Here is a 23918-nt window from a genome sequence, read left to right on the forward strand (position 1 = left end):
ATGACATGGATGATGAACAATCGCTGTTGAGCGAACCGCAGGCCCGCCCCAGCACGGCGGCAGAGGCGTTCGCGCGCCTTGAGGCCCGCGTGGCGGCGATGGAGTTGCGGATGGACGGGCGCATGGCGATGATGACACGTGCCCTGGAGCATATCGCTATCGAGAAACAGACCATCGAGATTCCCGACTATAATCCGACGCTCGGCAAGATCAGTGGTCACCTTGCCGATATGGGCAAGCGCGTGAAAGCGATGGAGGAGTCTCCGGCTATGGAGATGACGCCGGAGGCTATGGCAGGACGCATTTCGAAAGCAGCGGAAGCCGCGCGCCAAGCCGACAATGCCGCCTTCCGTCTATGGGACAGAGCATTAGATGAAAAGGTGCGCATGGTCGAGACGATCATCGGCACGGCGAACACATGGGAACAGCAAAAGAGCACATTGTGGATGACCGGCTATATTGTCGGGCTTACTGCCTTCCTGTCGGGCATCTTCTTACCCGTTATCGTGTTCCAGCAGTTGCCGGGAAGCTGGCACCGGCCGGAAAAGATGGCGGCATGGGTAATGGGCGAACCCACGCTGGCCGGTGCAGGTGTCCGCTTGCTGCGTCTTGGCGACCCGGAGGGCTGGGACACGGTCACCGCCGCCGCCAGGATGCGGCGGGAGAACCGGGACGCTATTGCCGCATGTGAGCACGCCGCCATTAAGGCGAGGAAGCCGCTGCAATGCTCGATCAACATACAACGGTAAATCGTTGACCGGTACTCAATGGGGGATAGCTTTCGAGGCGACCGATATTCGGCGTAGAGCTGTGCGATGCGAGCGACTGTCAACGCAGACTCGGTCGAATGCATTGTTGATAATCGTTCGCAAATGGCGCACTGAAAGGCTCATGCGTCTGCTTGCTCAAGCTCTGCTTTTCGCCCTCTACACACTCGTCGCCGCCATCCCTACTGCGGCTTCCGCGCGCTGGATGGAGGCTCGGTCGACCAACTTCATCGTCTACAGTGATGGCGGTGAGGATAGCCTGCGCCGGTCGGTCCTGCTTCTGGAGGATTATGACAGGCTGCTGCGGCGACTGACAGGTACGACGGCTGCCCCCTCGGCGAGCCCGCTTCGGGTCTACCTAGTTGGCTCTTCTAGCAAGCTTGATCAGGTCCAGCCGGTACCGAACGGTGTGCTCGGCTTTTACAGCGCACGCGTTGGCGGCACAGCGGTCTTTGCGGTGCGCGGCGACAAGCCCGGCATCGGTGGCGAGGAAGTGCTGCTGCACGAATATGCGCACCACTTCGCTGCCCGCTACTACCCCGCTTATTATCCAGTTTGGTATAGCGAGGGCTTCGCCGAATATGTGATGACCGCGCGGTTCGAAGGCGATCGGATCGAGGTCGGCCGCTACAATCCGGGCCGGGCCCTCACGCTGCTGCGCGGCACCTGGCTGCCCGTCGATCAGATCTTTTCCGGCCGGCTCGGCGACCTCAGCCGCGAGCAGGTCGGTCAGTTCTACGCGGAGAGTTGGCTGATCGTGCATTATCTTTTCGCGGACGACGCCCGGCGCGAGGAGTTATCGCGCTATTTCGCTGATCTCCATCACGGCATCGCAGAGACGCAGGCGTTCAGCACGGCTTTCGGCACCGACCACAAGACGTTCGAGGTTGCGCTGAAGCGCTACATGGCGGGTGACATCGCCTATGGTATTATGGCGCGGCCCCCGGTTGCCGACGTCGAGATTGAGGTGCGGCCGCTGCCGCCGGCTGCCGACAATTTGTTGTTGCCGCTTGCCGCGCTGATGATCGGGATTCCGGAACCGGCGCGCGAGACGGCGACGTTCGCGGCGATCAAGGCGGCCGCTGCGCGCTACCCCGATGATCCATACGCCCAACGCGTGCTGGCCCGCGCCGAGATCGGCTCGGGCGACAGGGCCGCCGGAGCTGCGACTATCGACCGGCTGCTCCAGGCCGCGCCGAACGATGCCGAGTTGCTTTACTTCCGGGGGCTCGGCGACTTCTACACGGGGCGGAAAGACGCCGCGGTTCGCGCCGAGCGGTTTGCCACAGCGCGGCGGTGGTTCGCCCGCGCTGCCGCTGCCGATCCAGGCTATTACACGGCCGTCTACCGGCTCGCGCAGACCGCATCCACAGGTGACAATGTGGAGGAGACGCTCACGCAACTCACGACGGCGCAGGCTCTGGCGCCGCTCGTCGGCGACATAGCGATCGATGCCGCGACGGCCTTGATCGCTAAGCAGCGCTATGCCGAGGCGGAGCGCGTGCTGATTCCGATCGCGACCAACCCCCACGGCGGCAATGTCGAGCGTGCTCGTGCGCTGCTGGCGAGTTTTCAGCAGTCTTCCGAGCAGGGTGACCAGGATCGTCGTGCCAAAGCACAGTGATACCATACTTCCAGGGACTTCCGCCACGCCCCATTCGCAACTCCAATACCGGCCTAAATGCAAAGCGAGCTCGGAGAGCACGAGTCGCGGAAGAACCCAAGGATTGGGTTAATTAGATATTATATAATAAAATTCTTGAGAAGCATCCGAATTGGGTTAAGTTTATAACTCGCATCAATCAAAATGCCAATTGACACGCCTACGATCGAAGTTATGATATCATAATACATAAATGGATCATCATCTTTGAAATATACACCATGAATATCTTGTGGGGCGTGATTCTAGATTTATCATGCGGACGCAATGATGGTGTCGCGTAGGGCGGAGCTTAAAATGTCCTTAGTTCACCTTGGACATTTGTTGGGTGATGTTACAAGAATTTTGCATTCTTTGCGCGGCATTCGGTCGATTTCGGATCTAGCTCGGACTATCGAGTTGTTCTGCCTTTCCGCGAACATTCCCTTCTTTTGGCTCTTTTGCGAGCATGGTGCGATGACTACGGACGATCTCATCCTGAACATCGCGCAACTCCCGTCGACGTTGACGGGCGGACTCCATGCGCAGGAGGCGATGAGGCGAGGGATCGCGAATATCGTGGTTTCAAGTGCAACGAGCGTCCTTTGGTCGGGATCGCAGCACCGGCCCGACACTCCACGAAAGGCAGCAAATTGGTCCGCGATGCTGGCCGAACATGGAATCACCGAAGGAGTCAGTGTCGCCGTACGAGTTCCTGGCCGGCGCCGAACGACCATCAGCTTCTTTACGGATCGCGCCGAGCCGGATTTCTCCGGGATTGGAATTGCCACCGAAATTCTCGGGCCGCGTATCGTTGAGGCAGCCCGCAGTTTGCGCGCTATGCCTTCCGCGCCCAGAACCTCTAATCGCGTCACCGATCGGCAACGACAATGCCTCACATTGATTGCTCAGGGCATGAGCGATTGCGAAGCAGGAAAAATTCTGGGACTGAGCGATCAGACGGTCCACGCCCACATCGAGACCTTGCGGCGACGATATGGCGTACGTCGACGTTCTCAACTGATCGTCTGCGCCCTCTATGATGGTGCGATCTCATTCGAAGACATTCTCGGCACCCCCGCGGCAGCGCAAAAGTGGTCCCGTGAAGAATCCGCTGTCTACAATTGGGAGGAATAAGCAATCCGGCTACACCCCTAATTGGGGAGTTTCCCAGAAACTCGCATTATGGTTCCTCATCCCTGCGGTATCTGACCGCGTAAACGACGAAAGGGCTAAGCGATGCGGCATTTCAGTGGGGAATTCTCTGGAATTCGGCTCTTGATGGACGACGAGCTCGACGCAATCGCCGGCGGCGAAGGCGAGGACACGGACGACTTGCAGCGTCCTGATCTAGCCGACGAGGCTGATATCGTCGTCACGGGCGAGCGCTTTAAATACGGCGCTCTCGTGCCCCTGTGGGATGGCTGGTCTCAGCCGGTGCCGCCACCCGTCGGCGGTAGCACCGTCAGCTACGCGGATTGGCTCAATATCCAACAACAGCAATGTCAGGCTGACCTGCAGGTCGATGGGGTTGCGACACAGATCGCGGACCTAATCAAGCAAAAGGCGGACTATGCTTCGCGTGAATATGGCGCGCTGATCTACATGGTGAACGGCGAGATCAAAATGGGTCCCCTGACGCCAGGCCAAACGGTCGCAGAGGCGCTGGCCGCCGGACTGCCGGCTCCCGAGACCCGATTCAAATTGCCATCGGACTGGGGCCCCGGCGCACAGGTTCTCGCGATCGTACACAGTCACACTAGCGTCGGGTACAGCGGCGCCGACTTGATCGATCAACGCTATCCTTCGACTTATACCGTCGGCGGTGTAGCCTCCGGCGATTATGCCAATATGGACCGGCTGGTCGCATCTGACCCCCGTTTCGCTCCGGCTGCAGCATTCGCTCAATATATTCTCGGACCGGACGGCGTGCTGCGTGAGTTCAATTATTCCGATGGTCATGTGACCGCCGCGAACGATACCACGCACGACCACGACAACCTGCTCAAAGACCGCCCATGCGCACAGTGATGCTGTTTCGCCTGGGAATGCTCGGCATCTTCTGTGCGATGGCGGTCGCCAATCAGGCTTTGGCCCAGTCGGTGAGCACCCAGCCTTCCGGCGGCCAAGATATCGTGCTGGCCGGCAACCGCCGGCCAGCCGCGGAGACAATTTCAGCGACCGCAAGCTGTGAAGGTGTCGATTTTACGGTCGTTATTGCGAACAAACGCTGGGAGCCATCGCGCCTCGTCCGGTTCTCGATCAGTAGCCATGGTGAAATCTCGTCTGCGTTGACGCGCAAGCTGGAAAGCCGACTTTCCTCGTTGCGGCAAGTTTACATTACTGGATTCATCTGCCGAGGACCGGCTCAAATCGACGTCGCAATCGTCGGGCTCAAGCTGAAGCCTGAAGGCCCGAACGACGAAACGCTCGAATGGCATAGTCTCGGACGATAGCCGAGCGTCACCGCTTCTCGAATGGTAACGTAGCCGTCGCAGCGACTGGCCCAGGGTCTTGCGAAGAGCCGGGTGTGCTTTTCGCGCGTTCGCCACATTCCTGTGCCGAAAAGAATAGGGTACGAAAGCACCCCCAATTGGGGAGGTTTACCGCACACAGCGGTTGTGGTTCCCTCTCCTTGATAGAAGACGTGATTGGGTTGGCAAGAGCCACTTCATCCGACAGCTGCTTCAGCGCTTGCTGATTTGAAAGGGAAGAACAGCCATGCGGCACTGTTTCTTGGCTTGGCGCGTGGGTCGTTCTCTACGAGCACGGGATCGTCGATCACCTGCACGCGATAACCTATTCGAAGCAGGGCTCTGGGCCGAACGCTCCATACGTCCTTGTCCACAATGGCAACCTGACCGGCCCCCTGTGCTCGATCACCGCAGCATCGCTAGCGGGGGTCCATGCTGCCGATCCGGGACATCTCTGAAGACGGCGGCGGCATGTGTTTCCATTTCCCGGACCGGCGCCGAACTCGCAAACAACACGGGACTCTTACGCATGAGCTTGATCGGGCCGGCATTCGGCCGACGCAAGTGAGCTCGGACGTCTGCTTGATCGGCACTCCAACCAACAGCGAACACTTTATTTTAGCGGCGTCAGGGTGAAGAGATGGCAGCGTTTGCATTCGGGATGAGTCGCTTCGAGTTTCGCGAAGAGATATTCGAGCGACGCCCGCAGCTCTGGCGGAGCGGCTTCACCGGGCCGTCACTCGGGTGGTCACTGATCGACCGCGCGCTCGACCTGCAGGATCCCACGCGTGAGCTACTCAAGGTTCTGCGCCGAGGTAGGATCGAGCCCGACCAGTATGTCGAGCAATTCGTAGACATCGGCGTGCGCCGCCGCCGCATTCTGAAGCCGAAGCTCTATGCCCTCTTGGCTGAAGGCGCCACCCTCGTTCTCAACCGCATCGAGCTCGTCTCACCGGAGATTCGCGAACTGTGCATGCAAGTCGGGCGCTTCGTAGGTGCCCAAACGAGCTGCAATGCCTACGCGACGATCGGCGATCTCGCAGCGACGAACGTTCATTGGGACACCCACGACGTCTTCGTGGTGCAGGCCGCTGGCCGCAAGCACTGGCGGGTCTATGAACCTACTCACCTTTTGCCGATCAGCAGCCAGATCAGCAATGACCGCAAGGATGAGGTGCCCACCGAGCCGTTTCTCGACGAAGTTCTTGAGAAGGGTGACGTGCTCTACGTGCCGCGGGGATGGTGGCACCGGGTGGAACCCACGCTGACAAGTGACACGATCCATTTCACAATTGCAGTGCATACGCCGCTGATTCTCGACTTCCTCGTATGGGCCTCCGCCACGAAACTGCCCGAGCTTCTCGAAGTCCGACACTCATTGCTCGGAGGGGAACTCGATCGAACCCGAGTGGCCGAAGCGGCTGCGGCAATCGCGTCCGCCCTCAACGATGAGACCCTGCTTGCTGCCTTTTACAGTCGCTCGCGGGAGCGCGAGCGTGGCGGTACGGGTTTCGAGATCGCGCGCGTTATGACGGGAGAAAACCCCCTTGCACGCGAAACCATCCTATCGATCAACTCGCGGCATGCTGGTCCTGACCAAAGTTCTTACATGGTCAACGGCATCGAGATCGCGCTGTCGGGGCCACATCGGCATATCCTCGACATATTGAGCACCGATATTGATTCCTCTCTCGGAGACTTGGCCGCTCAGCTTCCCTATCTCACCTGGAGCCAACTGCACGAGATCGCCCGTGACCTCATCCGAGCAGATCTGATCTTCGTCGCTGGCGCGGGCGATCTCGAGCCAGCCGCCATGGTCTCGGCTGACAATGAACTCGTCTGAAATCAGACCTTCTCCGCAGCTCTTCCGCCAGCAAGTAGTGGAGAGGCGGCGACAGAGATTGATCGGCGATGTCATCATCACGGACAGTTACGCCAGTTCGGCATTCGTCTGGGCAGTTGCATGCGCATCAGCCCTTCTTCTCGCCTGGGCCGCGAGCGCCGAATACCCCCGCACGACGCGCGTGCCCGGCATCGTCACGACAACTACCCCGGGATCCAAGGTCTATGCGCCGCGACCAGGGACCATCTCTCGTCTGATGGTCCGCGATGGGCAACTAGTTCGAAAGGGGGATGCAGTCGCTCTCGTCGACGCGGATATGCGCGACAGCGACACCCGGGCGGTGAGCGGGAATATGCTCACATCGCTGGAGCGCGAACGGGGAAATATCACGCGACAGCTGTCTGCCGTGGAGGATTCGACGAATACAGACCGAAATCGACTTGAGGAGCAGCTCAACAGCCTCGCGCGAGAAAAGGTGTCGCTGACGAAGCAAATTTCATTCGAACGATCCGTAGTCGCTTCGATGTCGAGCTCATATCAGCGTGTGGCGCCGCTCGCAGACAAGGGGTTCGTGTCGAAGCTCGAACTGGAACGCCGCGAACAGGCATTGCTCGCGGAACGCGAACGCGAGCAGCAACTCGAACAGCAGCTGGCTCAGCTCGATTCGCGCTTCGCTGAACTGTCTGGCCAAAGGGCCCAACTCTCGTTCAGTCTCGCAGAGCGCGGTGCCGAATACCAGGGAAGGCTTGAAACGATCTCGCAACAGCGAGCACGCGTGCGCGGAGATGCCGCCTTTAGCATCGTTGCGCCGATAGCCGGCCGCGTAACGGCGCTTCAGACGTCCTTGGGCCGTTCCGTGGACCAGCGCCTCCCTTTGATGACGATCGTTCCGGAAGGTTCCCAGTTTGCGGTCGAATTGTTTGCCCCCTCCAGCGCCGCTGGATTTCTTCGGGCAGGCCAGCCGGTCCGCATCTTGTACGATGCTTATCCATATAAACAGTTCGGCAGTTTCAGGGGCGTCTTGTCAGTGATCTCCCACAGTGCGCTGGCGCCGGCCGAAGTGGACGCGGCAATCAGGATAGACGAGCCGGTCTATCGCGTGGGCGTCGCCTTGGAGAACGGGCCTGCTACGGGCCGGCAGGCCCTGATGTTGCAGTCAGGCATGACCCTTTCCGCAATCGTAATCCTTGAGCGACGGTCATTTCTTGGCTGGTTGCTTGAACCGGTCAACGCGGTTCGGACTTTGCAATGAGCGCCTTCCTGGGTTTCGGGCCAGATCTCGGCGAGCGCCAAAGCGAAGCGGGGGAATGTGGTTTGGCTTGCCTCGCCACCGTTGCCCAACACCACGGCGACAAGACGGATCTCGCCTCGTTGCGAAGACGCTTCCCGGTTTCATCCCGCGGAGTGACGTTGAAGGGATTGATTGGCATCGCTGACCAACTGGGCTTTCATACACGCCCGCTGCGATGTGATCCCGATTCACTCGCTCAAATAAACTGCCCGGCAGTACTGCACTGGGACATGAACCACTACGTGGTTCTAGAGCGCATCGATCGGCAGCCATGGGGGTTTCGGTGCCAGATATTCGATCCCGCATCGGGCAGATCCAGACAGCGACTTGCCGACCTCGCCGATCACTTCACCGGAATCGCACTTGAGCTTTTCCCAGGAACGAATTTTCAGCCCGCGGCGACAAGGCAGCGCCTGCGCCTCGACCATCTATGGACCCGAATTCGCGGCCTCGCGCCGGCACTCGCGAGAATTTTTGTTCTGTCGGCGATAATGCAGATTATCCTGCTGGTGACGCCGCTATACACCCAGCTTGCCATCGATTCCGCGCTCCCGAGCGGCGACATAGATCTGCTCAACATCATTGCGGGCGGCTTCGCGGCAGTGCTGGCGATCAATGCCGCCGTGTCATGGATGCGGTCCCGGCTCGCCGTCAGCCTCAGCAACAGCCTCGGCCTCTACATGGCGGTCAATCTATTCAGACACACGATGAGCTTGCCGACGAGCTGGTTTGAGAAAAGGCACCTTGGTGATATCGTCTCGCGGTTCGGATCGCTTCAGCCCATCACCGATCTGCTCGGTCGCGGACTCGTCAGCTCCCTCGTGGACGGCCTGCTCGCGACCACCACCATCGTGCTGATGTTCGTCTATTCACCGCTCCTGACGTGTCTGACGCTTTCCGCTCTTCTTCTCTACATCATTGTCAAACTGGCATTTTTCCGGGCGATAAAATACTCGAATATCAGCTTGCTGACCGCGCAAGCAGTCGAGAGTTCGAATTTCCTCGAGAACATACGAGGTGTCTCGACAATCAAAATGTTCTGCCAGGAGGCCAACCGACAGCGCCTCTGGCAGAACAAGAAGATCGACGTCATAAATAATACGGTAAAGCTTGGACGACTGTCTTCCGGCTTCGATGCACTTAATACATTCGTTGTTGGTCTAGAGAATATTGTTTTCATTTACGTTGCGGTTAAACTCTCCACCTCTGGCGCGATCTCGCTCGGGATGGTGTTCGCATTTCAGGCCTATAAGCAGAGCTTCATCGGAGCAGGCACTCGCCTGGTAGAGCAGATCCTAAGCTTCCGGCTCTTGGACGTTCATCTCGACCGGCTCTCGGATATCGCGCTCTCGACCCGCGAGTCAGCGGAGATACCGAGCCGCGAAAGGCGGGTGAGGGAGGTCGAGTTACGGAACGTCAGCTTCAGCTACGGAGCGGGCCTGCCTTTCGTCTTGCAAGGCGTCAACCTCACGCTTGAGGCCGGGAAAGTGACGGTGCTGGTCGGCCCATCCGGCAGCGGCAAGACGACACTGATGAAGATCCTGTGCGGACTACTCGCGCCGACGTCGGGCGAAATCCTAGTGGATGGCCGTCCTCTACGCGAGTTCGGCGTCAGGGCATATCGCAATCTGCTCGGTGTGGTTAGCCAAGACGACAGTTTGTTCGCTGGCTCAATCGCAGAGAATATCTGCTTCTTCGATCCCGACTATCGTATCGATGAGGTTCGGGAGGCCGCGCGAAAGGCTGCGATCGACCATGATATTGAGCGCATGCCGATGGGCTATGACACACTGGTCGGGGACATGGGATCGAGCCTATCCGGCGGTCAGAAGCAACGTGTCCTGCTGGCGCGCGCACTCTACAAACAGCCTGACCTGCTTGTCCTTGATGAAGCAACTTCGCATCTCGATATAAGGACCGAACTGCAAGTCGTCTCCGCACTTCGCGAGTTAGGCACGACTCGCCTGATGGTCGCGCATCGGCCAGACACCATCGGTCTAGCCGATATCGGCTACAATGTCGCCGGAGGTTTCGTCACAAAGTTTTCTAATGTGGCACCGGCATTGGCCAGGGAAGCATAGCCATCTCCGACGAGAGGATTGAATGAGGCGGAAAGTTTCGGGATTTTTTGCTCGCGACCCCGCCACCTCCCCGATAAAGAATGTCGTTCTATTTCCACTCCCGACAGGCGATAGTGGCACATCTCAGATCGCTGTCTCTAGCGAGTTATAACAAAGGTGCCCGGCGAACCCGAGGCCACCGACGTTATAACTGATGCGCTCCGGGTTTCGCTGACGAAGTCGAGGATAACGGTGCGGCGCTTCGATACTCAGATCGACATCTCGATCATCGTAGCGGCGAGTTCCTGCCCTCATCGGTTCCTTCGGCCGCTTGGATAGGCACTATGTCCAAGTAATATCATTTAAACCCACACGATCCCAATGGACAGTTGGCACTTGTGATGGTATAATTAGCTGGTCGGGAATAAGAACCAACAGTAAATCAATACCTTGCCGTGATCGCCAGGTGACCGTAGGGGTCACCAACTAACTCATTGATTTTATTGACTTATTTCAGGATCACGGGAAAACACCCCGTGGAAGGGCGCAGAAAAGCGCGGTTTTCCGTGGAAATAATCCATTTGAACGCCCTCCCATGGAAAATTCAGCGGCGATCAGGCACTGGGCCGCACATTGCCGAACAGCCGGTTGAGCTTCTCTGCTTCCCGGCGATGGTCCGCCCCATCGATCCATTTGGCATAGTAGATGAACACCGTCCTGGGATCGACGTGCCCGAGCTGCCTCGAGATATAGGCTGGATTGACCCCTCCCATCAGCGCTACCGTCGCGAAGGTGTGACGGGTTTCCTTCGCATCCCGCTTCCGGATACCCAGCGCGGCCAGCGCGGGATGAAAATAGAGTTTCCGCTGGTCCTGGACGTCCGGCCACGGCTTCCCGGTTTCAGGGTTGAGAAAGATCGGCGTGGCTGGATCCGCCCGCTCGCTATGCTTCCTCTGACGTTTCAGCACTGCGATCATTCGGTCGCTCAGATCAACGTCGCGCTCGATGGCCGTCTTCGTCCCCTTCAGTTCGCCACGGACGCGCGCGCGTCGGACACGGATCGTCCGGTGCGTCCAGTCAACATCACTCCAATAGAGTGCAATCTGCTCGCTGGGCCGCACACCAGTCCCGAAAGCAACTCGTACCAGTTCCAGGCCTGCTCCGGTGCGTGCTCGCGCAAATGGTCGAGTATCTCTTCCATCTCGTCCGGCGTGAACGGGTCCGGCAGCGGTTTCTGATGTCGCTGATTGCGGATATTGCGAAGCGGCGAGTGCTCCAGCAGCCCGTCGTCCACCGCCGTCTTGAAGATGCCGCGTAGCGGGGTCAGATTATTGTTCACCGTCTTGGCGGACACCTGCGCCGATCGCCTGGCGATGACCTGGCGAACCTCCGAAGGCCTGATCTCATTGATCGGTCGATCCCGAAAAACCGGAATCCAGATATCTTCGATCATGGCCTTATAGTCGGTCTTGGTCCCCTTCTCGGCAACCACGCCCTCGAGCCACGATCGTGCATAGGTCGAGAAGCGCCTTTTGGACGCTTCGACCGATCCCGGGAAATACCGCTCGTAGCTGAAGATATCGAAGGCGACATCGTGCCGGATCCGTGCGACGAGTTTCTCCGCAGCCTTGATATTCGTCGCTGTCGGCTTCCAATGCAGAGTCTGGCGATGCGGCTTGCCGTCATGGACGAACCGGATCCGGAGACAAGTCTTCAATATTTCAACGCCCGTGCCGGGCGGACGTCCACGACGTGCCATTGCTCTTAACCTTGTTTCAAATGAACGAGACGCGCGGATGCGCGCCGACGGGCCGCTTATCAGCAGCCGCAGCGATCAGCGTCGTCGAGTTTGGATCGACCAAGAAGCGGCGCGCTCGCGCCGGCCTCTCCAGATTGTAGGCATGCTTCATCCTCAACTCTCCCATGGGCGAGCTCTCGGAGGTCATGAAGCGCTGCGAATATAACGCTGACGATAAGATGAAGGAAGAGGAACCCTACAGAGTTCCACCCATCCCTATCCCTCCCTCCGACGTCGTAGAAGAGGAGACCGGTCGAAGAGTCGGTGGTGACGGGAGTTGGGCCAGTAGTAGACTGGCAGCTTTCAAGTTTGCACGCCCAGCTAGCTGACGTTCCAAATCTCGTCGGCAACATCCGCGTCGCGGGACATGACGAACCGATCCCACCGGCTACCTGACAAACTCTCTTCCGCCACCATCTAGCAGCAGAGGGTCTCCACTCAGGCGCGCGACTATCTCAGCTCGGTTTGGGGCGTTGCGGGGCCATGCCCCGCAGAAGGGGTACAGTGAGACCTTGGGCTCGCCGTCAAGGGAAGGCTTTCCCCTCGTTATCCAGCATTTTCCTCGTTTCCGTCGGATCGCTCTTGATCTCACGCCTTAATCGAACAAGAACAATTAGAGAACTTAATTGCGGGTATGGCATGGTCGAATGGCACGATGTCGCGTTCCGGATTCCCAGGCTGGGATCGCTGACCGACGAGCAATTGGAGGCTCTCTATAGCGAGCGCGACGGGCCATGGTCCGTGGCGATCAAGGCTGCCTTGCGCCACTTCGGCACCGATAAGCTTGATCTCGATGAGAATTGGGCATCGCGATCGCCGGATTGGGAATGCCCAGCCTGCGGCCGGCGCAAGCCCGAGCTATTGCGGATGTCGGACAGTGGCGTGCTGCTCGCGCGGCTGGACGTTCATCACGATCACCTCACCGACTATTTCAAGACCATCCTCCATGCCAAGCATGGTTCGCAATGGCGGGCCGCGATTCCGGCCGACAGTGTGCATATTGAGAAGCTCGGTTCGCAGCTCGTTGCCCGCTTCGAGCCCAGCACGGTCTGCTCCGACTGCAACGGCGCCGATGGCACGGTGAAAGCGCGACGCCGCGACATTCCTCGTAGCTTCAGTTTTCGACCGAGCGAGATTCGGCGGTTCGTCCGCTCGCGTCCCAATGCGGAACATGAGATCGACTATGGCCTCGCCTATTCTCTCTTTAGCGAGGTTCGCGCCGATTTTGAGCGGCGGGTCGCCCTGGTGGACATGCTGGCGGATATTCTGCTCGCCGGCGACATGACAATCGAGCCGGGGAATCTGCCGTCTCCCTGGGCCGGCAATCCAATGGGCATCCTCAACCATCTCCACGGCTGGTTCTCCCGCGCTTGCGATTTGTCCGCGGCGATCCACCAAGATCTCTCGGACTTCGAGGCGCGGTCGGTCTCTCGCGACGGTGTCGCCTCGAACCCGAAGAAGAAGCCGCGGGTCGCCGCCCCGCCGAGTGAGGAGGACGTCGCAAACTATGACGGTGGTGGTGCCGCGGACCTTTGGCATGCCGCGCCGGTCGACTGGCGATGTCCGGCCTGCGGTCGGAATCGGGCTGAAATCCTGCGGCGTTCCAACAACCGCAAGCGTCCTTGGGCCGGTAAGCTGGTACGCCACACGGAGTTCATACTGATTGCCGGATCGGCGGAGGATGGAGAATTCCCGGTCGAACCCTTCATCGACCGACATGAATTGCACCTCATCTGCCTTGATTGCTCCACCATTCTGCCCGGCATCAAATCACGGCGGCCGGACATTTCTGCCTCTCGGGCAATCTTCCAGTTTCGCGACATGGTCGCCGTCGCGCAGGCTGCACCGAACCAAGCGCATAACGTGGATTGGGCAGCGGCGGCGGAGCGCGCCCGCGCCAGCCTTCCCCTTCGTGAACTGGTCGATCGTTATTGGCGGCTGCACAATCACGCTGACCACGTCCGCGCAACCTATCGCTCCTCACTCGTCAAATGTGGTGGCGACGAGAAGCGTGCCTGGGCGCGCCTTAAATCCTATTTTGCCGATGATCTTGAAGGAATGGAGGATCCGGACGAGCATCTCGATTGGCTCCTCATCGAGGCCGATCGCATCTGCATCGACGACCCGTATCGCGTGATCGACCGCGAGCCAGTCACCGTCGGGATATAAGAAGCCAGCACGATGCAATATGCACTGGTAGACGGCACCCGGCGTGAGGCTTTTTCTGGGGGACGGGGTGATTGTCCCGTCTGCGGGGCAGCAACCCTCGCCAAATGTGGTCCGCGCATCCTTCACCACTGGGCCCATGCCGGACGCCGGGATTGCGATCTCTGGTGGGAGAATGAGACCGAGTGGCACCGGGCATGGAAAAGCCTTTTCCCCGCCGAATGCCGGGAAATCTCGCATACCGCAGTCGATGGCGAGATTCACCGCGCCGACATCAAGACGCCCACCGGCATCGTCGTCGAGATTCAGCACTCGGCGATGACCGATGCGGAACGGCAATCACGCGAGGCCTTCTACGGCAATCTGGTCTGGGTGATCGACGGGCGTGGCTTTCGCGACAATTTCGACATCTACCACATTCTCCCCGATCCGGCGTCCGAGATCGCGCGGGATCTCGTTTGGTCAAAAGCAAGTCGTCCAATGCAGGGCGCGGCGCGCGGCCTCTTCTTCCGCCTCTCAGAGGCCCAGGCGGAATTTCCGGATGAGACGATCACCAAGGCCACGATGCGTGGCGGCTTTTACCACGGCATCGGCGAGATCGAGACAGAGGTGGCACAGGCTTATCGGGGTCATCATCAATATGATTGGGTGCGGCCGCGCCGCGCCTGGCTGGACGCGACCTGCCCCGTCTATATTGACTTCGGGGATGATCGACTGGTGCGGCTCGAGACCTATGACGAGTCCGGTCTGCGCTGCATCCGCCTCATCTCGAAGCGCAAGTTCGTCCATGACGTGATTACGGAAACGGATGCCCACGCAATCGCGACGCGATTCTATCCGCTCGTTCCGGACGATCCCATCAGCGCTGGCGACGCCGTCTGAGTTCCGAAAGGCGAGGATCAGATCCGACCACGGGGTCTTCGGACAGCAATGCCAGGGTATCCTCGATCTTATATGGCCATTGCTGCGCATCCTCGCCAAGCACGGCCCATAGCAGGTCTAGCAGTGCCGCCGGATGCTCATGCGCTGGATGCGGAGTCGCGTTGCTGGTGGCCAGCACCATGTGCATCGATGTCGACCGGGCCGGTACAAGGCGCGGTAGGATCACGGAAACGACGGCGGGCATCTGATTGCCGCTACCCAGGGCGAGATCGACCAGGCGAGCTGACACGCTCGGGTTTTTGAGCGCACGCTGCTTTGGCCACACCGTGCGTAGAAAGGGCACCAGCCGCTCTGGCCAGCGTGTCTGCGTGTTATTCGACCAATGCCCCAGGTGCCATAGAAACTGGCCGCGGAGTTCATCATCCGCGTGAATCAGCACTTCGCGCAACTCCGTGTCGGTCAGGAGGCGTTCGGGCTCGGCGGCAGCGGCGTCCCCACCCCAGCCGCCAAGCAGCATACTGGCAATGACCTCATTATTTTTGCGCCGCGTCTCGCCCGCTTTCGCACGGGCGAGGAGGCCGGGCTTGATTCGCTCAAACAGGGCGTGCGACGGCATGCGGGCCGACCAGAAGATTCCATCCCATAGGGCATCTCCGTCGGCGTCATCGGCGTTAATGGAGGGCAGCAATGCACGCTCGGTCCAGGCCGGGTCAACATTGAAGAACCAGTTATAATGGGCCCCGAGCATCACCAAGGCATGCCGGCGGCGATCGCCGGGCAAGGCGAGGAGTTGGTCCGCGCGCGTCGTCCATTGGTCCGGGAAACCGCCACCGACAATACGATCCCGCTTCATGGGATCGTCCAGTAGTAATCGCGCAAGCCGGCCTGTCGGCGCGTTCAACGCGTCGTCGGCCCAACTCCCGTCAGCCCGATGCGGGGCGTCGTCACCATCCAGCGCGAGCGCGGCAACCACTCGATCCCACAGTGCGGGCAAGATCGTAGTCGCATCGCCATATAAACGGTGACCGATCCTTTGCATCCAGTCGGCGACCGGATCGGCGATAGTGTGAAGCAAGGGCAGCGGGAGCTGGCGCAGCCGGCCGCTGATCAGCGCGATCATGCGTGCCGAGTCCTTCAGACGCGCTTCGGCATATAGAAACGCTGACCAGGCGGGGAGTGGAACCTCGCCTGATCGCGCGACGAACGTCAATGCCGCAAGGGCGCGCAACGGCCGCTCCTCGGCAAGACCGCGAAAGGGCTCGCGCTGGACATGATCGAAGAAATCGGCTCGTCCCCCAGCCGCCCGCGCCGCACTCAGGATTTCCGGTATCGGCGTATCGAGAATGGCATCCGGCGTCGTATCGGTCTCGATACGATACACCTCGGGCGCATGCGAATCCGCGGTGTGATCGCCGATCACCGTTGTCCATTCCGGGTCGAGCGCACGCAGCGCGGCGAACTCGGCCTCGACATCGAAGCCGAAAGTCACCCCTTGCGATACCAACCAATGAAGGCGGCTCAACCGATAATGAGCCTCAGCCCGACTTGGTCCGCCACGCACCTCTTCCTTCCACGGATAGGTGGTTGTCAGCAGGCGCAGCTCGATCGAGCTGCGCGAGGAAGCCGACAGATCCGGCCATAGGTCTCGGATAGCGTACAGCAGATCGCGCTGGTGATGGGTCGACCAGAACAGCTCGTCGGATAGCGTGAGAAGGATCGCAGCTCCCTCGTCCGGATCGATGATGCGCATCGCCGCCGCCCATATGCGAAGACGAGCAAAGACATACGGATCCTCGGCCGGCCAACGCAATACCTCGGCGCGCGCGGCTATTGGGTCCAAGGCCCGCAGGCGCGTCATCAGACCCATGAACATGAGGATCGGACAGCGAATGCCATATTCGTCGTTGCCGAGCGGCGGCCCATCATCGTCGGGCCGCGTGTGCTCGAAATGGATATAGTCGTTGCCGGACAGCTCCCGCTCAAGTGAGACGGCTAGTTCGAGATGTCCGCGCAGCAGGCTGATCGCGGAACCGATATGATCGTCGGGAATGTTCAAGGGGTCGTGCGGACGCGGATATTCTACGTCAAAGTGAACCAGCTTTTCAGGAGGCTCGTCCCAAAACAAGGGATGGCGAACGCCATAGGCTTTGCTGGCGGTCAACTGCGGCTTGTAGAGATCGACATAAGTGCGCAGCAGCGACGCCGACCAGCCCTCCTGCCCCACGCGCGCTTCGATGTCATAGCGCACCATATCCGTGTCGGGCCGCACATCCGCCCGGGCTGCAAACAGCCAACGCCATTGCTGGCGGATGGCATTGGGGAAACGAGCCGGATCCTGACGCAGCCATGCTTCGATGCTGCGCACGACCTCTGGATGGAGCGCGGTCTGATGTCCAGCCCACCAAAGCGCGATGGGCTGGTGCGCGATCCGCTGTAGCCAAATTCCGATACTGTTGAGGCGCGGTGGCAGGGGCACCATTTCCCGAGCCCTTCTTCCTCGCAAATCTGCCATGGTCCCATCGCCCATATCATCCAGGTCGCCTCGATTGAGGGCGAAGACATCGAGCGCATCCGTGGGGACCTTGCGGTTGCGCAGATAGTCGTCGCCCGCTTCGGGATTAGGGACGGGGTCGGTGGCCAGCCCCAAGGCGCTGAAAGGATCGAACTGGGGCGACTCCTCGACATAGGGATCGACCTTGTCCGGATTAGCGAAGCGATGCACCGGGTCGAAGACGAGCAACCAACGCGCGTCGAACGGGGTGTCGGCGGTGGCAAATCGCCGCGCGCCTTCGCGAGTGGTCATGAGTTGAGCGATTTGAACCCGACTATGCGGGTCGAGACTGTCTGGTCCGGCGAGCCCCTTGGCAAGAAGGCCGTCATACCAACCGTCTAGGTTCCGGGCACGCTCCGCCCATGCCGCCAGCGTATCCCAAAGCGGCGAGAACCAGTTACTGCTGTCGAAGGCGATCGCCTGGACACCCTTATGCTCCCATAACGCCTTGGCGGCCTCGCTCTCGCCGTCCTGGAAGGCATAGAGGCGGTTGCGGGTCCCGGCCTCCAGATTCAGCGCCTCTAAGAGATATTGCACCGGCGGATCTTCGGCTGTGTAGCCAACGAAGACGATCTGAAAGCGGGACAGGAGCGACTGGATAAAGCGTGTTGCCCAGCCATCAGAGAGATAGGCGCGGCCGAAATCAGCGCTAGAAACGACAAATTCTTCATCGGCCGGCTGGCGATAAGCGGTGTCGACCCGGCCGTGGAGATGCACGATCCCGCGAAATTCACGATCGCTGTGCGGATCAGGCAGTCGAGGCGGCCCCGAACATGGGAGATTGGGATCGCAGGCCTCGAATAACAGGTCGAAATTGGTGGTGACGAGCCGTGTCACCCCGGCCCGGGACGTGGCGAGCATAAGGAGGATGCGATGCGCTCCGAGGCCTGCATCGGTCGCGGGCGTGATGGCTTCGGCAACGGCAGCGCGCACATCGGCCACCTCGAATTCGCGTTCCAAGAGCCCAAAGACACGATCGGTGGCAAGCAACCCGCCGACGCCCGCCATGCGGCCCATTTCAAGAGCCTTGTTGAGCAACGCGCGCGCGGGGCTGTCCTGGGCAGCGCCCAATATCTCGATGACGTTGCGACCCAGCCTTTCGAAGTTAGGTAGTCCCGCTTCGTGCTGGGAAACCCCGGCCCCGCAGAAGAAAATGACATCGCCCGCATCGCGGGCCACGAGCAACTCGTCGGGAATCGAGGGGCCATCGGGGATGAACTGCATGCTGATCATTACGGCCTAGGGGTATTTGCCGTCCACAATCTTCGGCCGCATTTCCAGTAATAAACGCTGGGCGCTCGCCGCGCTCGGATCCGATTGGGAGGCAAATCCCCTCGCACCCCCCTTGAACGGCTTACTGGCTTGTTCCATGATTGTTCCGCTGTAGCGCGGTGGGGGATTCTTGACAGAGGCGATCATCAACGAGGCCGCGATTGACGCCGGCGAGCCCTATTTCATCGTGTATGTCGATAGACCCAAGGGCGTCGGCCAATCGGTCGTCGCCACTCTCGAAACGGGTCTTATTGGACCGGTAACGCCTGAGAAGATGACACCTCGATGGCTGACGGGTTTCGAGCTTCCCGCTAGCCAGATGGTCGCCGGCCAATCGAATAAAGATGGCGCAAAAAGATGCTTGATTTCACGCGGCTGAGGCCGGCGGCTGATGGCTGGCGCGGATCCTTCGAGGCATTGATCCGTCAGCTAGGCAGAGCTGATCCCCCTGCGGAGGCGCGCGAATTTCGCCATATCCACGGCGCTGGAGGCGATGGCGGCATCGAAGCCTATTGGGTGCTCCATAACGGGGACGAGATCGGATATCAGTCGAAATTCCACACCCATGTGCGGGAGATCGACTGGGGGGCGATCGATGCCTCGGTCGCCACCGCGATGCGAACCCACTCGCGGCTCGTCCATATGCACATCGCGGTGGCCTGTGATCTTACCGACCGGGTTGGCGGCCGAACTGGGCGCACTGGCTGGGAAGCCTGGGAGGCGCATCGGAGTCGATGGTTGGCGGCTGCCGCGGCAGACTCTCGCGAGATCGTGTTTGAGCTTTGGGGCGCATCCGAAATTGAGCAGCGACTGACGGCCCCTGCTGCCGTCGGGCTCCGCGATTACTGGTTCAATGAGACGAGCCTGACGGCCGCATGGTTCAAGGCGCGCTTCGAACAGACCGTCGCGATGTTGGACGAGCGTTTCCACCCCGATGACCATGTCGAGATCGAGGTGAGCGAGGTCTTCGATGGTCTTCGCCGGACGCCCCGCTGGCGTAGAAAGCTGGCGGACGCTTTTGAAGCGGTTCAGGAAAATGGCGGTATTGACGCGTCGAGCCTTCCAGCCCCCATCAGCGCGGCATTCACTTCGCTCGAAATAGCTCTTCAACCTTTGCTCACGCGGAAGGAAGAGTTCGACCTACCGCACGACCAGCCCGTACCCATCACCGATTGTCTCGCCGATGTCGCGGACGTCACTCGGCATATTCGCGCGGCGATGGACGTGTTGGACCGCGATGCGCCCATCGAGCGTGGTGGTCCGGGCGGTACCCGTGGTGGAGCCGCTGCCGACCGCCATGGCTACATTCGAGGCCGATTGCAGCGGCTCTGGGAAACGATCGACGATTTAGAGGAAGGGCTGAAATCACGATGCCAGCACGCGGATGCACAGCGCTGCGTTTTCCTGTTTGGCCGAGCAGGTACCGGCAAGTCCCATTTCCTTGCTTCTGAAACCGCATCGGCTCTGGAAACCGAGGAACCGGCCATCATGCTGCTCGGAACAGATTTCCTGAGCACGGAAGCACCAGGCACCCAACTGGTTCGGCGACTGGGGTTGGAAACCACATTCGAAACCTTTCTCGGCATGATGGATGCCGCCGCCGAGGCGCGAGGATCGCGCGCGCTCTTCGTCCTCGATGCGGTGAACGAGGGCGCGGGCGCCTCTCTTTGGCGCGAACGTCTCGCCGGGTTTGTCGAGACCGTGCTCAAACGGGATCGTCTGGCAATCTGCGTGTCGTGCCGGACTGAATATATCGATTATGTCATCACCCCGAGGGCCCGGGAAGCAGCCGTCGAGATCGTTTTGCGCGGCTTCGCGACGATAGAGGAGCAAGAGCGAGCCGCGCAGGTTTATATGGATCGGCGCGGCATCCTCCGTCCTTCGACGCCGTGGCCCTCACCGGAGTTCGCCAACCCTCTCTTCCTGCGTACCGCTTGCGTCGCTTTGCAGGCCGAACGGCGGACGAGCTTTCCGCCAGGCCTGCGCGGCACGCGCGAGCTGATTAGCTTTTATCTGAATACCGCCACCAGACATCTCGGCACGACTTACGACGGATCCGACGAACTTCGCGGGCCACTCCGCCAGGCGATGCTGGAATTGGCGGCGGCGATGGCCCGGAACCGAGCCGATCACATCGAACGCCAAGAGGCATCGAGGATCGTTGACCAGGCCTTTCAAACATATGAGCGACCGAGCGGTTCTACGTGGTTGGACGTGCTGCGTCGGCAGGGATTGATCCGCTCCGACCCGGGCATGATCGATGACGATCCGCTCGCCGTCTCGACCGATGTCTTCCGGTTCGGCTTCCAACGATTCCAAGATCATCTAACCGCCCAGTCGCTTCTTGAGACCGCGCAGGGGCCGAACGAGCTGTTCGCCGAGGGCGGGCCGTTAGCTTTCGTCCTGACGAAATACGGCATAGAATATGACTGGGTTGGCGTGTTTCAGGCGTTGACCATCGAATTCGCGGACCGGTGGCAGATCGAGCTAGTTGACTGCCTGCCGGGCGGCTTTGACAAATGGTGGCATGATGCTGCTGTTGAGGATGCTTTTGTCGAGAGCGTTCGATGGCGAACGCCGAGCGCATTTAGCGATCGGTCGGATGAGCTACTGGATAGCCTGCAGGGCGAGGTCCAAGCGCTCGATCTTTTGCTCGAGCTATCGCCAATACCGGACCATCCGCTCAATGGCGTGCGTCTCCACGAGATTCTAGCCCGGATTCCGCTGGCGACCAGGGACTCCTTCTGGACGGTCCATATCAATCCCGCCTACTCCCAATCCGGACACCCGGCGGCACGGCTCGTCGAATGGTGTTTCGGCCCGGGTCGCTCCCTCGCATCGATCGAAAGTCTGCGCCTTGTGCTAATGGCCTTGGCGTGGTGCTTTTCCTCCACCAATGGAAAACTTCGCGATCGAGGGACCAAGGCGGCCGTCGAGATTCTGCTCGAACGACCCGAACTCGCTCCCGGATTCGTGGAGACGTTCGCGACGGTCGACGATCTGTATGTCGCTGAGCGCGTCGTTGCCGCCGTCGCGGGAGCGTGCCTGAGAGATCCCGTCCCTGCCCGCCTCGACATCGCCGCCAAAGCCATTTGGAGCAACATCTTCGCGGCGGGAACTCCGCGACCTCACCTGCTTCTACGGGATTATGCCCGACTCGTAATAGAACTCGCATCTGATCATGGCGTCCTCCCGCCGGACTGTGATTTGGTGAGGTGTCGACCACCCTATGGCTCGACGGCGCCGGGATTTGGGCTGGACGCTGCTGCGATTGAGGCCGAGGCGAAGGTAGTCGGTGACTATTCCATCTTTTCCTCATGTGCCGGCTGGGGCGGCGACTTCGGACGCTATATCATCAAGAGCCGGACGAGCGATTTCACGACTGTAAGACTATCCAAACGCCGTCCACGGACGCACGAGGAGGCATTCGAAGAGTTTCGGGAACATTATGTATCCGGTGATGAAACTAGATCGACACTCCTCCAATTGCTCGAATTCTACTACGAACGACAGGGGGCAAATCTCACGAGCGAGCATCTCGCCGAGATCAATAGCGGCATTACCGAGGTAGAGACGTTTCTGCTCGGGGAATTGCCCAAAGCAGCACGCCGTCGATATCGAACCGATGTGAAACCTCATCTCCGCGGCGAAAAGGGATGGCAGGTCGGCGAACTCCAGCTTCCTCGCATTGATGCCGAGCAGGCAAAACTATGGGTCGCTCGCCGGGCGTTGAGGTTTGGCTGGACGAGCAAACTGTTCCCAAGGGATGGATCGCAAGGAGATGATCGCTCGCGTGCGTCCCGGACCGAGCGGATCGGCAAGAAGTATCAGTGGATTGCATACCAAGAGCTTCTGGCTAGGCTAACGGACCGCTTCTGGCTCGCCGAGGAATGGGCGGATGGCGACGCCCATGACTATGACAATCCGCGCGACCTCGAATTCACGCGCGACATCGATCCGACCGCCCCCCCAGCAGATCGCGTCACCAAGGCGAGTATAGGCGAACGCCTCCCGCAGGTGCCTCGGCTGAAAATTCGCGAAGTTCCGATCCAAGAGATGAGGGAGTGGGTCTTCGAGGAGACCGTTCCGGGAGACAGGCTACGCTTAGGTCTGTGTGGAGATGTCGAGCAGGACGGCGAGTGGCTAACGCTCTACCGCTACAGCTCTGTCAAGCTGGACTACACACCGAAGAGTCGCTTTACGGGCGCGCCGTTCAGACAAGACGACTTCCATTTCCTCAAGATGATCGGTGTTCCCGTCAGCGAGCGCGCCGCATTTCGTAGGAGTGTCCGTGAAACGAAAGTCGATTTCCACGACTGGCTTGGCGGCGATCTGACCGATGGCCCTTATCTCTATGAGGTTGGTAATCGCAGCACTTGGCCCGACCGGGAGTGGGTCGAAAAGGAGGAATGGCAACGGGGAGCCTTCAGCTATCTGTCATTTACACGCGGATATCATTGGGAATGGCATCTAGATGGGTCACTGCCGGAAGGTCTCATGCTGCGGCTTCCCAACCCTTGGCTCCTGCGGGCCCTACGCGCGTCGGCGGATTCTCGGGTGCCGGGCGTATATAGAGATCCGGCTGGTGTTGCGATGATCGTGTCCAATCGTAGCGAAAGCAATGCCTACTGCCTTGTCCGACGAGCGCCGCTTCTCGATGCACTCCAAGAGATGGGCGTAGCGCCGCTTTGGGTCGGAATTGGCGAACGAACTGCTTGGCCCGATCTCAACGAGAACGCTGGGCCGAGCCGTCGTTGGAATGGTCTCATGTGGCTGCAAGTCAATGGCGCGCGTAACGAGGTGTGGAAGGAGGACCACGTTCCCGAAGAGGCACGCCGCCGCGGGTAAGCAAGCGTCCTTCCATGCTGGATCGCCGCCGGTCCGCGGTTCATCAATCGTCTTGGTTTTCCCGCGCTCGCAGGGGAGCAGCTAGACCTAATGCGCCGCGCACGACATTCATCTAGGGTCAGGACCCATTGATGTGAGAGGCGCGATCTGATTCAGGCTCCGCGAGGGGACCGAATGTGAGCGACCTGTACTGGCTGACGGACGAGCAGATGGCGCGGCTCGAGCCGTATTTTCCGAAGAGCCATGGCAGGCCGAGGGTGGACGATCGGCGCGTGCTGAGCGGGATCATTTTCAGGCGGACAGCGCCATTGACTCGCGTCATGG

The 23918-nt window shown here is 59.9% G+C and carries 16 protein-coding genes and 1 pseudogene; 13 read left to right on the forward strand and 4 right to left on the reverse strand.

The genetic code is table 11. The features are described from left to right. Positions 1-5: 5 nt before the first annotated feature. From HB724_RS00210 to HB724_RS00245, 8 genes are all read left to right on the forward strand, one after another. The gene (locus tag HB724_RS00210; RefSeq protein WP_213978884.1) at positions 6-749 is read left to right on the forward strand and encodes a DUF6118 family protein; all 744 of its coding nucleotides are present in this window, start codon (positions 6-8) and stop codon (positions 747-749) included. Positions 750-891: 142 nt separating this feature from the next. Further along, positions 892-2391, forward strand: coding sequence for a hypothetical protein (locus HB724_RS00215; protein ID WP_213978885.1), 1500 nt, complete (start codon positions 892-894; stop codon positions 2389-2391). Positions 2392-2886: 495 nt separating this feature from the next. After that, on the forward strand, positions 2887-3546 hold the full coding sequence (locus HB724_RS00220) for a LuxR C-terminal-related transcriptional regulator (RefSeq protein WP_213978886.1): 660 nt from the start codon (positions 2887-2889) through the stop codon (positions 3544-3546). Between the two features lie 144 nt (positions 3547-3690). Continuing rightward, entirely contained in the window at positions 3691-4440 is a 750-nt protein-coding gene (locus tag HB724_RS00225; RefSeq protein ID WP_213978887.1) for a hypothetical protein, read from the forward strand. After that, positions 4440-4865, forward strand: coding sequence for a hypothetical protein (locus tag HB724_RS00230; protein ID WP_213978888.1), 426 nt, complete (start codon positions 4440-4442; stop codon positions 4863-4865). Before HB724_RS00225 ends, HB724_RS00230 begins: the two co-directional genes overlap by 1 nt. Before the next feature lie 658 nt (positions 4866-5523). Beyond that, complete coding sequence (locus tag HB724_RS00235) at positions 5524-6726, forward strand: cupin domain-containing protein (protein WP_213978889.1); 1203 nt, start codon at positions 5524-5526, stop codon at positions 6724-6726. 58 nt (positions 6727-6784) lie between these two features. Continuing rightward, positions 6785-7978, forward strand: coding sequence for an HlyD family efflux transporter periplasmic adaptor subunit (locus HB724_RS00240; RefSeq protein WP_213978890.1), 1194 nt, complete (start codon positions 6785-6787; stop codon positions 7976-7978). Beyond that, a complete protein-coding gene (locus HB724_RS00245; protein ID WP_213978891.1) occupies positions 7975-10098 on the forward strand; it encodes a peptidase domain-containing ABC transporter in 2124 nt (707 codons plus the stop codon). Before HB724_RS00240 ends, HB724_RS00245 begins: the two co-directional genes overlap by 4 nt. Before the next feature lie 593 nt (positions 10099-10691). On the opposite strand, the gene HB724_RS00250 is transcribed toward HB724_RS00245, so the two are convergent. From HB724_RS00250 to HB724_RS20300, 3 genes are read right to left on the reverse strand one after another with little or no spacing between them, the layout of a single operon-like run. Continuing rightward, positions 10692-11198: a site-specific integrase gene (locus tag HB724_RS00250; RefSeq protein WP_213978892.1), complete on the reverse strand. Its 507-nt coding sequence runs from the start codon at positions 11196-11198 to the stop codon at positions 10692-10694. After that, complete coding sequence (locus HB724_RS20655) at positions 11102-11836, reverse strand: DUF3596 domain-containing protein (protein ID WP_213978893.1); 735 nt, start codon at positions 11834-11836, stop codon at positions 11102-11104. Before HB724_RS20655 ends, HB724_RS00250 begins: the two co-directional genes overlap by 97 nt. A 16-nt stretch (positions 11837-11852) precedes the next feature. Beyond that, positions 11853-11987, reverse strand: coding sequence for a hypothetical protein (locus HB724_RS20300; RefSeq protein ID WP_256731207.1), 135 nt, complete (start codon positions 11985-11987; stop codon positions 11853-11855). 527 nt (positions 11988-12514) lie between these two features. Between HB724_RS20300 and HB724_RS00260 the strand changes: the two genes are divergently transcribed. After that, complete coding sequence (locus HB724_RS00260) at positions 12515-14044, forward strand: hypothetical protein (protein ID WP_213978894.1); 1530 nt, start codon at positions 12515-12517, stop codon at positions 14042-14044. A 12-nt stretch (positions 14045-14056) separates the two neighbouring features. After that, entirely contained in the window at positions 14057-14923 is an 867-nt protein-coding gene (locus HB724_RS00265) for a CoiA-like domain protein (RefSeq protein WP_213978895.1), read from the forward strand. Here HB724_RS00265 and HB724_RS00270 read toward each other — a convergent pair. After that, a complete protein-coding gene (locus HB724_RS00270) occupies positions 14901-18707 on the reverse strand; it encodes an SIR2 family protein (RefSeq protein ID WP_213978896.1) in 3807 nt (1268 codons plus the stop codon). The genes HB724_RS00265 and HB724_RS00270 overlap by 23 nt on opposite strands. Before the next feature lie 169 nt (positions 18708-18876). On the opposite strand from HB724_RS00270, the gene HB724_RS00275 reads away from it, so the two are divergent. From HB724_RS00275 to HB724_RS00285, 3 genes and pseudogenes are all read left to right on the forward strand, one after another. Continuing rightward, positions 18877-19125 carry a hypothetical protein gene (locus HB724_RS00275; RefSeq protein WP_213978897.1) on the forward strand — a complete coding sequence of 83 codons (249 nt, stop codon included), beginning with the start codon at positions 18877-18879 and terminating at the stop codon, positions 19123-19125. Then, complete coding sequence (locus HB724_RS00280) at positions 19104-23594, forward strand: hypothetical protein (protein ID WP_213978898.1); 4491 nt, start codon at positions 19104-19106, stop codon at positions 23592-23594. Before HB724_RS00275 ends, HB724_RS00280 begins: the two co-directional genes overlap by 22 nt. Before the next feature lie 176 nt (positions 23595-23770). Then, positions 23771-23887, forward strand: a pseudogene (locus HB724_RS00285) (IS5/IS1182 family transposase); the annotation flags it as partial. Positions 23888-23918 lie beyond the last annotated feature (31 nt).

The sequence above is a fragment of the Sphingomonas sp. dw_22 genome, assembly GCF_018449795.1.
Classification (GTDB): domain Bacteria; phylum Pseudomonadota; class Alphaproteobacteria; order Sphingomonadales; family Sphingomonadaceae; genus Sphingomonas.